Source organism: Stenotrophomonas sp. MMGLT7 (assembly GCF_021168555.1).
Taxonomy (GTDB): domain Bacteria; phylum Pseudomonadota; class Gammaproteobacteria; order Xanthomonadales; family Xanthomonadaceae; genus MMGLT7.
This window is the reverse complement of record NZ_JAJOZS010000001.1, coordinates 206938-218847: the sequence shown is the minus strand read 5'-3', so window position 1 is coordinate 218847 and position 11910 is coordinate 206938. Positions and strand designations below refer to the sequence as shown.

Annotated in this window: 12 protein-coding genes and 1 tRNA gene; 6 read left to right on the top strand and 7 right to left on the bottom strand. The window is 67.8% G+C overall.

Annotation, left to right across the window (positions count from 1 at the left end; genetic code table 11):
* The first annotated feature begins 37 nt into the window (after positions 1–37).
* From lexA to LRX76_RS01130, 6 genes are all read left to right on the top strand, one after another.
* Positions 38–676, top strand: a complete 639-nt coding sequence (gene lexA, locus LRX76_RS01155; RefSeq protein ID WP_231800879.1) for a transcriptional repressor LexA — start codon at positions 38–40, stop codon at positions 674–676.
* 181 nt (positions 677–857) lie between these two features.
* Positions 858–1889: a recombinase RecA gene (gene recA, locus LRX76_RS01150; RefSeq protein WP_231800877.1), complete on the top strand. Its 1032-nt coding sequence runs from the start codon at positions 858–860 to the stop codon at positions 1887–1889.
* Positions 1890–1995: 106 nt separating this feature from the next.
* Positions 1996–2481: a recombination regulator RecX gene (gene recX / locus LRX76_RS01145; RefSeq protein WP_231800873.1), complete on the top strand. Its 486-nt coding sequence runs from the start codon at positions 1996–1998 to the stop codon at positions 2479–2481.
* Positions 2482–2587: 106 nt separating this feature from the next.
* Positions 2588–5242: an alanine--tRNA ligase gene (alaS, locus tag LRX76_RS01140; RefSeq protein WP_231800872.1), complete on the top strand. Its 2655-nt coding sequence runs from the start codon at positions 2588–2590 to the stop codon at positions 5240–5242.
* A gap of 127 nt (positions 5243–5369) precedes the next feature.
* Positions 5370–5582 (top strand): carbon storage regulator CsrA, encoded by a 213-nt coding sequence (gene csrA, locus LRX76_RS01135; protein WP_231800871.1) that lies wholly within the window; start codon positions 5370–5372, stop codon positions 5580–5582.
* A 79-nt stretch (positions 5583–5661) separates the two neighbouring features.
* Positions 5662–5754 (top strand) — tRNA-Ser (locus tag LRX76_RS01130).
* 402 nt (positions 5755–6156) lie between these two features.
* Here the strand turns inward: LRX76_RS01130 and LRX76_RS01125 are convergent.
* The 7 genes from LRX76_RS01125 to LRX76_RS01095 form a co-directional block, all read right to left on the bottom strand.
* On the bottom strand, positions 6157–6990 hold the full coding sequence (locus LRX76_RS01125) for a sugar phosphate isomerase/epimerase family protein (protein ID WP_231800870.1): 834 nt from the start codon (positions 6988–6990) through the stop codon (positions 6157–6159).
* A gap of 393 nt (positions 6991–7383) precedes the next feature.
* Entirely contained in the window at positions 7384–8121 is a 738-nt protein-coding gene (locus LRX76_RS01120) for an energy transducer TonB (RefSeq protein ID WP_231800869.1), read from the bottom strand.
* The gene (gene exbD / locus LRX76_RS01115; RefSeq protein WP_231800868.1) at positions 8121–8546 is read right to left on the bottom strand and encodes a TonB system transport protein ExbD; all 426 of its coding nucleotides are present in this window, start codon (positions 8544–8546) and stop codon (positions 8121–8123) included. Before exbD ends, LRX76_RS01120 begins: the two co-directional genes overlap by 1 nt.
* 11 nt (positions 8547–8557) lie before the next feature.
* The gene (gene exbB / locus LRX76_RS01110; RefSeq protein WP_231800867.1) at positions 8558–9280 is read right to left on the bottom strand and encodes a tonB-system energizer ExbB; all 723 of its coding nucleotides are present in this window, start codon (positions 9278–9280) and stop codon (positions 8558–8560) included.
* A complete protein-coding gene (locus LRX76_RS01105) occupies positions 9267–9680 on the bottom strand; it encodes a YbaN family protein (RefSeq protein WP_231800855.1) in 414 nt (137 codons plus the stop codon). The genes exbB and LRX76_RS01105 overlap by 14 nt, the downstream gene beginning before the upstream one ends.
* 13 nt (positions 9681–9693) lie before the next feature.
* A complete protein-coding gene (locus tag LRX76_RS01100) occupies positions 9694–10296 on the bottom strand; it encodes a biliverdin-producing heme oxygenase (protein ID WP_231800853.1) in 603 nt (200 codons plus the stop codon).
* Between the two features lie 58 nt (positions 10297–10354).
* The gene (locus LRX76_RS01095) at positions 10355–11782 is read right to left on the bottom strand and encodes a surface lipoprotein assembly modifier (protein ID WP_231800851.1); all 1428 of its coding nucleotides are present in this window, start codon (positions 11780–11782) and stop codon (positions 10355–10357) included.
* Between the last annotated feature and the right edge of the window lie 128 nt (positions 11783–11910).

Genomic DNA, 11910 nt, shown 5'->3' with positions numbered 1-11910 from the left:
CTTGCACTCGCTCCAATTAGTAGTAATACTACTAAACATGGATCTGACCGATACCCAGCAGGCCATCCTGGCCATGATCGCCGAGCGCATCGAATCCGATGGCGTGCCGCCCTCGCAGACCGAGATCGCCCGCGCCTTCGGGTTCAGGGGCGTGCGCGGCGCCCAGTACCACCTGGAGGCGCTGGAGCAGGCAGGCGCCATCCGCCGCCTGCCGGGGCAGGCGCGAGGGATCCGCCTGGCCGCCCCCGCGGTGCACGCGCATGTCGCTGCCGAGGTCGCGCAGGCGGCCGATGCACTGCGGCTGCCGGTGCTGGGCCGGGTCGCCGCCGGCTTGCCGATCGGCGCCGACATCGGTTCGGACGACTACGTGGTGCTGGACCGGGTGTTGTTCTCGCCGGCACCGGACTACCTGCTGAAGGTGCAGGGCGACTCCATGCGCGACGAGGGCATCTTCAACGGCGACCTGATCGGCGTGCATCGCACCGGCGACGCCCGTTCCGGGCAGATCGTGGTGGCGCGGATCGACGACGAGATCACCGTCAAGCTGCTCAAGATCGGCAAGGACCGCATCCGCCTGCTGCCGCGCAATCCCGACTACGCCCCGATCGAGGTGCTGCCGGACCAGGACTTCGCCATCGAGGGCCTGTACTGCGGGCTGGTGAGGCCCAACCGGTGAGGCCCGTAGGATCTCCTTATCCGATGCGGCGGGATTTCCCGACCGTCCGCCGGGCTTCCGGCTGCAGCCCTGAGCCGGCCTCCGGATCAATATTCCAATGGCCTGTCGCGCCGTCTCAGCCTGTGCGATACGCAACCCCTAAGCTGCACCCATACCGAATTCACTGACGAGGACGACCCAGATGGACGAGAACAAGAAGCGCGCCCTTTCCGCCGCACTGAGCCAGATCGAGAAGCAGTTCGGCAAGGGCTCGGTGATGCGCATGGGCGACCGCGTGATCGAGGCGGTGGAGTTCATCCCCACCGGCTCGCTGATGCTGGACATCGCCCTGGGCATCGGCGGCCTGCCCAAGGGACGGGTGGTCGAGATCTACGGGCCGGAGTCCTCGGGCAAGACCACCCTGACCCTGCAGGCGATCGCCGAATGCCAGAAGAAGGGCGGCACCGCCGCCTTCATCGACGCCGAGCACGCGCTGGACCCGATCTATGCCGCCAAGCTGGGCGTCAACGTCGACGACCTGCTGCTGTCGCAGCCGGACACCGGCGAGCAGGCGCTGGAGATCGCCGACATGCTGGTGCGCTCGGGCTCGATCGACATCGTGGTGATCGACTCGGTCGCCGCGCTGACCCCCAAGGCCGAGATCGAGGGCGAGATGGGCGACCAGCTGCCCGGCCTGCAGGCCCGCCTGATGAGCCAGGCGCTGCGCAAGCTGACCGGCAACATCAAGCGTTCCAACACCCTGGTGGTGTTCATCAACCAGCTGCGCATGAAGATCGGCGTGATGATGCCCGGCCAGAGCCCGGAGGTGACCACCGGCGGCAACGCCCTGAAGTTCTATGCCTCGGTCCGCCTGGACATCCGCCGCATCGGCTCGATCAAGAAGGGCGACGAGATCATCGGCAACCAGACCAAGATCAAGGTGGTCAAGAACAAGCTGGCGCCGCCGTTCAAGCAGGTCATCACCGAGATCCTGTACGGCGAGGGCATCAGCCGCGAGGGCGAGCTGATCGACATGGGCGTGGACGCCAAGCTGGTTGAGAAGGCCGGCGCCTGGTACAGCTACGGCGACGAGCGTATCGGCCAGGGCAAGGACAATGCCCGCAACTACCTGCGCGAGAATCCGCAGGTGGCCGCGCGGCTGGAGTCCGAGCTGCGCGAGAAGTTCCAGCCGGCCGAGGCTCCGCGCGAGGAAGGCGAGACCGACAAGGATTGAGCGGCTGCCCGGTCCGGTGACGGAGTCAGTGACGCCACCGGACCGGGCGTCCTCATGCATACCAGGAGGGAAGGTGCCAGGGACGGCGCAATAGAGCAGGCGAGACATGAGTGAGGAACAACCCGCGGGCAGGCGGCGCAAGCGCCAGGAGCAGACCCCGCTGCAGCGCGCCCTGGGGCTGCTGGTCCGCCGCGAGCATTCGCAGCGCGAACTGACCCGCAAGCTGCAGGCCAGGGGCGTGGAGGCCGAACAGGCCCACGCGGCCGTCGAACGCCTGGCCCAGGAAGGCTGGCAGGACGACGACCGCTTTGCCCGCTCGCTGGTGCGCATGCGCTCGGCATCCGGCTATGGCCCGCTGCACATCCGTGCCGAACTGGGAACCCACGGCCTGGACAGCGAGCTGATCGCCGATGCCATGGCCAGTTTCGACGGCGACTGGAAGCAGAATGCCCGCGATCTGGTATGCCGGCGTTTCGGCGAAGCCGGCCCCCAGGACCTGGCACAGCGCCGCAAGGCAGCCGACCTGCTGGCCCGGCGCGGCTTCGACGGCGACAGCATCCGCTACGCCAGCCGCTACGATCCTGAGGACTGAGTTGGCGCGGCCTGCTAATCTTGGCGGTCACGTTGTCCCGGCCGGCCTTCGCACCCATGTGGGGGAGAGGCCTCCGGGGCGCGCAAGCCCGCCAATTGCCAGTCAAATGAACGCACCTGCCAAAATCACCACCTCACAGATCCGCAGCGATTTCCTCGAGTTCTTCAAGGGGAAGGGCCACACCATCGTGCCATCGGCGCCGCTGGTGCCGGGCAACGACCCGACCCTGCTGTTCACCAACTCCGGGATGGTGCAGTTCAAGGACGTGTTCCTTGGCGCCGAGAAGCGCAGCTACAGCCGCTGCGCGGACGTGCAGCGCTGCCTGCGCGCCGGCGGCAAGCACAACGACCTCGACGCGGTCGGCTATACCGCGCGCCACCACACCTTCTTCGAGATGCTGGGCAACTGGTCCTTCGGCGACTACTTCAAGAAGGAGGCCATCGCCTGGGCGTGGGAACTGCTGACCACGGTCTGGGAGCTGCCGCCCGAGCGCCTGCTGGTCACGGTCTACCACAATGACGACGAGGCCTACGCGCTCTGGCGCGACATGATCGGCCTGCCGCCGGAGCGCATCGTGCGCATCGGCGACAACAAGGGGGCCCCTTACGCCTCCGACAATTTCTGGCAGATGGCCGATACCGGCCCCTGCGGCCCCTGCACCGAGATCTTCTACGACCACGGCGCGCACATCGCCGGCGGGCCCCCGGGCTCGCCCGACGAGGACGGCGACCGCTACATCGAGATCTGGAACCTGGTGTTCATGCAGTTCGACCGCCAGCCTGACGGCACCCTGGTGCCGCTGCCGGCGCCGTGCGTGGACACCGGCATGGGCCTGGAGCGCCTGGCCGCGATCCTGCAGCACGTGCACAGCAACTACGAGATCGACCTGTTCCAGGTGTTGATCCGCAAGGCGGCGGAACTGACCGGCACCTCCGACCTGGAGAACAAGTCGCTGCGCGTGATCGCCGACCACATCCGCGCCTGTGCCTTCCTTATCGTCGACGGCGTGCTGCCGTCCAACGAAGGCCGTGGCTACGTGCTGCGGCGGATCATCCGCCGCGCCCTGCGCCATGGCTGGATGCTGGGCGTGCGCCAGCCGTTCTTCTACAGGATGGTGGGCACGCTGTCCGAGCTGATGGGCCAGGCCTATCCGGAACTGCCGGCGGCCCGGGCCACGGTGGAGAAGGCGCTGCGGGCCGAGGAGGAGCGCTTTGCCGAGACGCTCGACGCCGGCATGAAGATCTTCGACGAGATCGCCGCGCACGCAGGCGACACCATTCCGGGAGGCGATGCCTTCCGCCTCTACGACACCTATGGTTTCCCGGTGGACCTGACGGCCGACATCGCGCGCGAACGCGGGATGGAGGTGGACATGGCCGGCTTCGAGGCGGCGATGGAGCACCAGCGCGAGACCGCGCGGGCGGCCGGCAAGTTCGGCGGCGGCACCACGCTTCCCGCCGAACTGGTCGCCAAGCTGGCGCCGACGGTGTTCCTCGGCTACGAATCGCTGGATGCCGACGGCATGAAGGTGGTCGCCATCCTCAAGGACGGCCGGCCGGCCGAATCGCTGGCCGCCGGCGAGGATGCCATCGTCTTCACCGACAGGACCCCGTTCTACGCCGAATCCGGCGGCCAGGTCGGGGATGTCGGCACGCTGGAGGGCGCCGCGGCATCGTTCCAGGTCGACGACACCCACAAGTTCGCCGGCCAGTTCCATGGCCATGTCGGCCGGCTGACGCGGGGAACCCTCCACCTCGGCGACACGTTGGCAGGAAACGTCGACGAGGCCCGCCGCGGCGCGATCGTGCTGAACCATTCGGCCACCCACCTGCTGCATGCCGCGCTGCGCGAGGTGCTCGGCACCCATGTGCAGCAGAAGGGCTCGCTGGTGGCGCCGGACCGCCTGCGTTTCGATTTCTCGCATTTCCAGCCGATCGCCGAGCAGGAACTGGCGCTGGTCGAGCGCAACGTCAACCGGGAAGTGCGTGCGAACCTGCCGGTCGAGGTGCTGCACATGGGCATGCAGGAAGCCCTCGATTTCGGCGCCATGGCGCTGTTCGGCGAGAAGTACGGCGAGAACGTGCGCGTGCTGAAGATGGGGGACTACTCGACCGAACTGTGCGGCGGCACCCATGTGCGCCGTACCGGCGACATCGGCCTGTTCAAGATCACCAGCGAGGGCGGCGTGTCGGCCGGTGTGCGCCGCATCGAGGCGGTGACGGGGCAGGGGGCGCTCGACTACGTGTCAGGCGAGGAGCGGCAGCTGCGCGAGGCGGCGTCCCTGGTCGGCGGCACTGCCAGCGAGGTGGCGGACAAGGTGCGTCAGCTCGGCGAGCGGCAGAAGAAGCTGGAGCGCGAACTGGAGGCGCTCAAGGCCAAGGTGGCGTCGGGCGCCACCGCCGATCTGGCCGGTTCGGCAGTGGAGGTCGGCGGCGTCCAGGTGCTGGCGGCCAGGCTGGAAGGCTTCGATGCCAAGGCGCTGCGCGAGGCCGTGGACCGGTTGAAGCAGCAGCTGGGCGATGCCGTGCTGCTGCTCGCCGGTACCCACGACGGCAAGGCGGCCCTGGTCGCAGGAGTGAATGGCAGCCCAATGGGCAAGGTCAAGGCGGGGGAACTGATCGCCCACGTCGCCGGTCAGATCGGAGGCAAGGGCGGCGGCCGCCCGGATCTCGCCCAGGGTGGTGGCGAGGACGGGCCCGCCCTTGCCCTTGCGCTCCAGCAGGTGCCGGACTGGGTGCGCCAGCGTCTCCACGGAACGTGAAGTACGCCACAAGCCTTGCTGGCTGGCACCTCCTGCCATTAACATCGACCGTCTTTCCCCTGACTCTCGCGCCTGCTAGGCGGGTCCTGCTTGGTGGGAACTCACCGGTCTCTGGAGATTTTGAAAAATGTTGATCCTGACTCGCCGTGTAGGCGAAACCCTGATGATCGGCGACTCGGTCACCGTGACCGTGCTCGGCGTGAAGGGGAACCAGGTGCGCATCGGCATCACTGCGCCCAAGGATGTAGCTGTACATCGCGAAGAAATCTACCAGCGTATCCAGCGCGGCGAGGAGCCGACTTCGTCCGGTTCCGCGGCCGATGAGAGCTCGGAGAACTGAAAAGGGTTTACCTGAGCACCCCCGAACCGGTATCCTTCGCGCCCGGTCGCGCGATTGAGTTGGACCGGCTGAAATCCCCGGAGTGATGCCCGAGCGGCTGAAGGGGCTCCCCTGCTAAGGGAGTATAGGGTCAAAAGCTCTATCGAGGGTTCGAATCCCTCTCACTCCGCCAGTTACGCAAAAAACCCTTGGTTTCAAGGGTTTTTTTGTGGTCGTTGCTTGCGATTGCATCTTCTGCCCGCTCCCTGGGACGGGCTGCGCCCATGCCGCCCTGCTGCTCTGGGCGAAGCCGCGGCTACGTGTGTCGGCAGTCCCCGGGTACGCGCGCTAGCCGGCCCGCATCTGCAATGACCCTGGGCCGCACCTTGAGGTGGATCACCGCAAGGTGGCAGTTGCCTGCTCGCTGATCAAGTGGTCATACGTGGCCACGCGGAGAGGCCTGTCATCCCTGTCGGGCGCCGGCCTTGGCGACCCGATCCAGCCACCAACGCCTGGAGCGGGCATGCGCACCGGGCCGCGTGCTCCGTCGCGCCGGCGCGATGCGCTCCCCATGCCAGTGATGCGCGTGCCGGCATCAGCCGCTGGTGATCGCGTTCCACATCCGGATGCTGTACTGGTTCTGGCGGATGAACTCGGCCATCTGGCGCTCGTTCATCGGGTGCTTGTAGGGGCGGCACTCGGCGATCACCAGTTCGAAGAAGACGAAGCCGTCGAAGCCGATCGTCTTCATCGCGTTGTGCTGCGCGACGAAGTCGATGTGGCCGGTACCGATGCCGCCCCGCCCGGAGTCCGATACGTGGTAGCTGTGCAGCAACGGCCCGACCTTGCGCAGCGGTTCGAGCATGTCGGCTTCGGCGATGTTCATGTGGAAGCTGTCGAGTACCAGCTGGAGGTTCTGCGCGCCGGATTCGCGATGGATGCGCAGCAGTTCGTCGGCCGTCTGTACCCAGGGCAGCTCGTAGTGGCAGCAGGCCTCGTAGGTCATCACCAGTCCCATGCGGCCGGCGATGGCATCGAGCCGCCGGGTCGCCTCGATGATGAACCGCATCGCTTCATCGTAGTCCTCGATGAACACGGTCCAGCTGGAAAGCCCCTGCAGCGTCGCCATCCCCGCGCCGATGTCGCGGGCGAACTGGAAGGTCCTGGCGAAGTGCTCGACCGCCTTTTCGACGGTGCCGTCGGCCGGAGATTCCGGCCGGATGGTGCCGGGCGGATCGTAGCTGAGGATGGTGATGCCGTGCCGGCTGGCGGCACGCGCCACTTCCGCCGCGTCCTGCTTCCTGAAGTCGCCGCAGTACTGCACGTAGTCGAAGCCGGTGGCCTTGATCCTGGCGAAAAGCTCGTCCGGATCGTCTATTCCATAGGTCCAGGTAATGACAGCGATCCTGGCCTTGCTTCTTGTCTCCACGCTTGTCTCCACGGCAGTGGTGTTGCCCGGTCTCGCAGGTGGCGCTGCCAACGCGGCAGCGGGTGCCGCCGCCAACACGGTGGAGGCGATGGCAGAGCGGGCCAGGAAGTCTCGTCGACTGGTCATCTGTGTGCTTCTCTCGTGCTTTGGGGGAGTTTCGACCACGGCATCGGCGAGTGCGACCATCGCCGGCGGCAGATGCATCGACTATACACACGGACGGACACGGCCATGCAGGGGACGAAAAAGAGGAGCAAGACGTCGCGTCGTAACGGCGCAGCGTCCAGTTCGGACTGCAGGCGCGGACGACCGCGATCGTCGGCGGCTGCACGGCCGGCGACGTGCGGGAGGATCCCGCCGCACCGAACGCCGCCAAGCGGACGACCGTGCCGGCTATCGCAGGAAGAATTCCACCGGCGTGGTCACCTCCACCGGATCGCCGGGGATGTCCGCCGAAGGCGGCGGCAGCGGGCTGGCGCGCTGCACCGTGGCGAGTGCCTCGGCATCGAGCGATTCGTGGCCGCTGCTGCGGGCGATGCGGGCCTGCAGCACCTGGCCCTGCCGGTTCACCGAGAACTGCATCAGCACGACGCCTTCCTGGCGTCGCCGCTGCGCCGGGCGAGGGTAGCGCTTGAAGCGTTCCAGGTGGCCCAGCACCTGCGCCTGCCAGGTGGCTCGCGCCTGGCCGGCACCGCCGGACGAGGACTGGCTGGCCGCGTAGCGACTGCCGGGCGGCGCCTGCACGCTCGGCGGGGCGCTGCTGCGGGCGACATCGATGTCGGCGCTCTCGTCGTTGTGCCGCTCGTCGGACTGCTGGGGCTCGGCGACCTCCGCCTGTTCCTGCCGGGGAACGCGTCGTGGCGTCGGCATCGGTGTCGGTTCGGCTTTGGGTTGCGCCTTGCGCCGTTCCTGCTGCGGGGGCCCCGGCGGCAGGTCGGTCGGCGGCGCGGGCGGGGCGGTCGGCAGCGGCGCCAGTTCCAGCATCACCGCTTCGGCGGAAGCAGGAAGCGGCGGGGATGGATCGTGCGATTGCCTCCACAGCACGCCGCCGATGACGATGGCATGCACCGCCAGTACCAATCCGAGGCTGCCGATCCAGCGTCGCAGCTCTGCGCTGTCGGCGATCTCCATCAGCCGGGCTGCTCCAGCCCCACCAGCGCCACCTTCAGGTAGCCGGCCTCGCGCAGGGCGTTCATCGTCGTCATCAGCTCGCCGTAGGGCACGCCCTTGTCGGCGCGCAGGAAGATGCGTTCATCGCGGTCGCCGTGGGTCTGTGCGTCCAGCCGGGTCCGCAGGTCGTCCAGCGTGACCGGGTCCTGGTTCAAGCTCAGCGACAGGTCTTCCTTCACCGTCAGGTAGACCGGCTCGCGGTCCCTGGGCTGCGGTTGCGCGGTACTGGCCGGCAGGTCGACGGGGACGTCGACCGTCGCCAGCGGCGCGGCCACCATGAAGATGATCAGCAGCACCAGCATCACGTCGATGAAGGGGGTGACGTTGATCTCATGGTTCTCGTCCAGGTCCAGGCCCTCGTCGCGGTCGCTCGTCTTGATCGCCATGGGCGCCTCCTTCAACGATCGCCGACGGCCGGGATGCCGGCCCTGGGCGCCTGCCGCCGATCCAGGTCGCGCGAGACGATCTGCTGGACGCCAGCCGACAGGTCGCCGAGGGTGCCCCTGAGCCCGGCGAGGCGGCGGCTGAAGTGGTTGTAGATCACCACCGCCGGGATCGCGGCCACCAGCCCCAGCGCGGTGGCCAGCAACGCCTCGGCGATCCCCGGAGCGACCACGGCGAGGTTGGTGGTGTTCGACCTGGCGATGCCGACGAAGCTGTTCATGATGCCCCACACCGTGCCGAACAGCCCCACGAACGGCGCGGTCGCACCGATGGTCGCGAGCAGGCCGGTTCCCTTGCGCAGGTGGCGGGTGTAGGCCAGTTCGACGCGTTCCAGGCGCGAGGCGAGGCGTTCCTTGATCCCGGCCTTGTCCTCCAGTCCCTCGGACTGCTGCAGTTCGGCGCGCGCCTCGGCGATCAGGTGCCGGGCGATGCCTTCGTCCAGGTGCGGATTGGCTTCGGTCTCGGACAGGAGCGCGGTTCGCGTCAGCACGGCATGCGCTGCGTGCAGTGCGTGGCCGATCCTGGCCAGCTCCCAACTCTTGGCGACCAGCACCGTCCAGGTCGCGACCGAGGCCGCGGCCAGGCCGATCATCACCGCCTGCACCACCCAGTCGGCGTGCAGGAACATCTGCCAGGGGCTGAGGTCGGCGGGCAGGGAGGCGTCAATGGGGGACATCGTCGTGTTCCGTTGGATGCGAGAGGAGGAGGGGGGAAGGAGCCGGTCGCGACAGGACATAGGCGGCACTGGCGGCGAAGAACAGGCCCACCCCCAGCGCCAGCTTCCAGCCAGGATGCGCGCCGCAGAAGAAAAGTGCGTAGCCCAGCGCCATGCCGGTGGCGGCGAATGCCTTGCCCTTGTGGCTGATCGCCCCCTGCTCGTGCCACAGCCGCAGCGGCGGCCCGTAGCGGGGATGGTTCAACAGCCACGCCTCCAGCCGCGGGGAGGAATGCGAGAAGCACCAGACCGCCAGGATCAGGAAGATCGTGGTCGGCATCACCGGCAGCAATGCACCGACCAGGCCCAGCGCCAGCATCGACAGGCCGAGGCAGAACCACAGATGGCGGGTCGGCTTCATGAGTACGCGTGCATCAGGCTGCCGCCGGCGGCATGCAGGTTTCCACGTGGCCGCGCACGCGATCGAATGCCTGGCGTGCCGCCTCGACCAGCGCCTGCTCGTGCGCCGGATCGAGGGAAGTGCGATCCAGTGCGGCGGTGAACTCGCGCCAGTGGCGCGCGCGCCCGTCCGGATGGCCGGCGAGGTGGCGTGCGCCGAAGTTCTCGTCCAATCCCAGCTTGGCCGCCAGCTTGAACAGGATCGCCGCACCGAGGTTGGAGCCTTCCGCCACGTACAGCCAGCCCAGTCCGCTGGCCAGCGTGTCGCCGTGGGCGTCGGGGAGCGCAGGCGCAACCGCCGCGGGGAGCGGCTTGCCCAGGTCGGCCAGGTCCGTCTCGATCTGCGCAAGCCGTCGCCGCGCCGCCAGCCCGGGCACCACGCCGGCGAGGACCGGGTTGCGGTAGTGGGCTTCCATGTCGACGTGGAAGAGGTACTGCACCTGCAGGAAGCGGGCGTAGTTCTCGCGGCTGGCGAACGGCTGCGCGGCCATGATGCGCTTGTCCAGGCGGTCGTGCGCCTCGTGGGTCGCCGCCTTCAGGCGCTGGCTGCGGGTGGATTGGGTGAGGATTTCATTCATGGCGATGGCTTGTTGGGGTGGGGGAGAGGGCGAGGAAAGACAATGGCGTTCGTACTGGCTAGAAGGAACGCTCGAACTTCAGGCTGATGGAGTTCTTGTCGTAGGCGTAGAGCCAATCGACGTTGCTCTTGATGCGGTTGTGGCGCAGCGTGAGCAGTGGAGTGAGGCCGGCGACGGCCAGGCGTGGCGCCTTGAGGATGAAGGTGTAGCCCTGCTCGTCGTCGTGGCGGCGCTCGCCCAGCGGTACGCTGTAGGCGCTGTAGTCGCGCCGGCGGTAGGAGGCGAACAATGTGCCGACGAAACCCGACGGGCCTTGCAGGGAAGCGCCCAGCCGCACGCCTTTCTGCAGGTAGCCATTGGCCTCCTGCGCGGCCGCGCTGTCCACCGCGTCGATGCCGCCGAACACCATCCAGCGCGGTCCCAGGCTGCGGAAGTAGGTGGCGTAGAGCGAGCGCGTGTCGCCATCGTAGTTGCGCGCGTAGTCCTGGTGCCGGTAGCGCAGGTCCTTGTAGTCGCCCTCGAGCTTGAGCAGCGAGCTGGGCGAGAGCGTCCAGCTCCATTCGGCGTGCATGCCCCAGGCGCCGTACAGCGCGGCATTGCCCAGCGCGTAGTACTCGAACGAGGGCGCCAGCGCGAAAGCATGGCGGCCGCTGCGATAGCTGTAGCCGGCCTGCGTGATCGAGTTCAGTTCGTTGTAGGCGCTGTTGTCGCGCCAGCCCTGGCCGAACAGCAGCGAGCGCAGGTACAGGCCGTGATGTCCGCGCAGCGGCAGGCGGCGGTCGAGGCTGGCGTCGTAGTCGTAGCCGGCGGAGGTGATCGCGTCGGGCATGCTGCGGCTGATGAAGCATTGCCCGCCCACGAGGTACAGGCATACGGAACTGGCCGAGGTGCGGTTGACGTTGTCGCTCCAGGCCGGCCCCAGCGCGAAGCTGCCATTCCAGCTCCGGCGTTCGGCCAGGGCCCGGCGGAAGGTGGCGATGCTGCTGCGCACTCCCTCGGTCTTGGGGTCGCCGGCATCGATGGAGGCCTCGATCGATGCGAACGCCTGCTCGGCTTCCCGGTCCTGCTGGTCCTCGAACAGCACCCGCGCCAACTCCAGCCGGCCCGGCAGGAAATCCGGCTTGAGCGCCAGCAGCGCCCGGTACTCGCGCTCGGCCTGGCGATAGCGGCCCTGGTTGCGGGCCACGGCGCCCTGCGCGTAGTGGACCAGCATCGGGTCGCGGTCCGGCAGTGTCAGGTACTCCTGCAGGAAATGTCGAACCGCCTCCCACTGGCGGTTCTGCAGGGACAGATACAGCGCACGGCCGACGTCGTTGGCGGTGTGCTGGACGGTGTAGGAGCGGCCATCGACGGTGATAGTCGGGCGCTCGGCATCCAGTTCGTCCTTGAGCAGTTCGCGTTCGCGCTCGGCAGCCTGGTGCTGGCTGCGTTGTTCGAGCAGGCGGCGGGTGTCGTCCTGCGACTGGGCTGCCGCACAGCAGGACACGGCCAGGAACGCATATCCCAGCGATCCGGCAAGGGCGCGCGGAAAACGCCGCGCAGAGGAGATGAGAAGCATCGACAGGCCATTGAGAGGATGAAGCAGGACTGGCTTGGCCTTGGCTTGTCCTGCCC

Bases quoted from the DNA above. Each gene is read 5' to 3' on its own strand.
- recA (WP_231800877.1), top strand. From the start codon at position 858: ATGGACGAGAACAAGAAGCGCGCCCTTTCCGCCGCACTGAGCCAGATC.
- csrA (WP_231800871.1), top strand. From the start codon at position 5,370: ATGTTGATCCTGACTCGCCGTGTAGGCGAAACCCTGATGATCGGCGAC.
- LRX76_RS01100 (WP_231800853.1), bottom strand. From the start codon at position 10,296: ATGAATGAAATCCTCACCCAATCCACCCGCAGCCAGCGCCTGAAGGCG.
- recX (WP_231800873.1), top strand. From the start codon at position 1,996: ATGAGTGAGGAACAACCCGCGGGCAGGCGGCGCAAGCGCCAGGAGCAG.
- exbD (WP_231800868.1), bottom strand. From the start codon at position 8,546: ATGGCGATCAAGACGAGCGACCGCGACGAGGGCCTGGACCTGGACGAG.
- alaS (WP_231800872.1), top strand. From the start codon at position 2,588: ATGAACGCACCTGCCAAAATCACCACCTCACAGATCCGCAGCGATTTC.
- exbB (WP_231800867.1), bottom strand. From the start codon at position 9,280: ATGTCCCCCATTGACGCCTCCCTGCCCGCCGACCTCAGCCCCTGGCAG.
- LRX76_RS01120 (WP_231800869.1), bottom strand. From the start codon at position 8,121: ATGGAGATCGCCGACAGCGCAGAGCTGCGACGCTGGATCGGCAGCCTC.
- lexA (WP_231800879.1), top strand. From the start codon at position 38: ATGGATCTGACCGATACCCAGCAGGCCATCCTGGCCATGATCGCCGAG.
- LRX76_RS01105 (WP_231800855.1), bottom strand. From the start codon at position 9,680: ATGAAGCCGACCCGCCATCTGTGGTTCTGCCTCGGCCTGTCGATGCTG.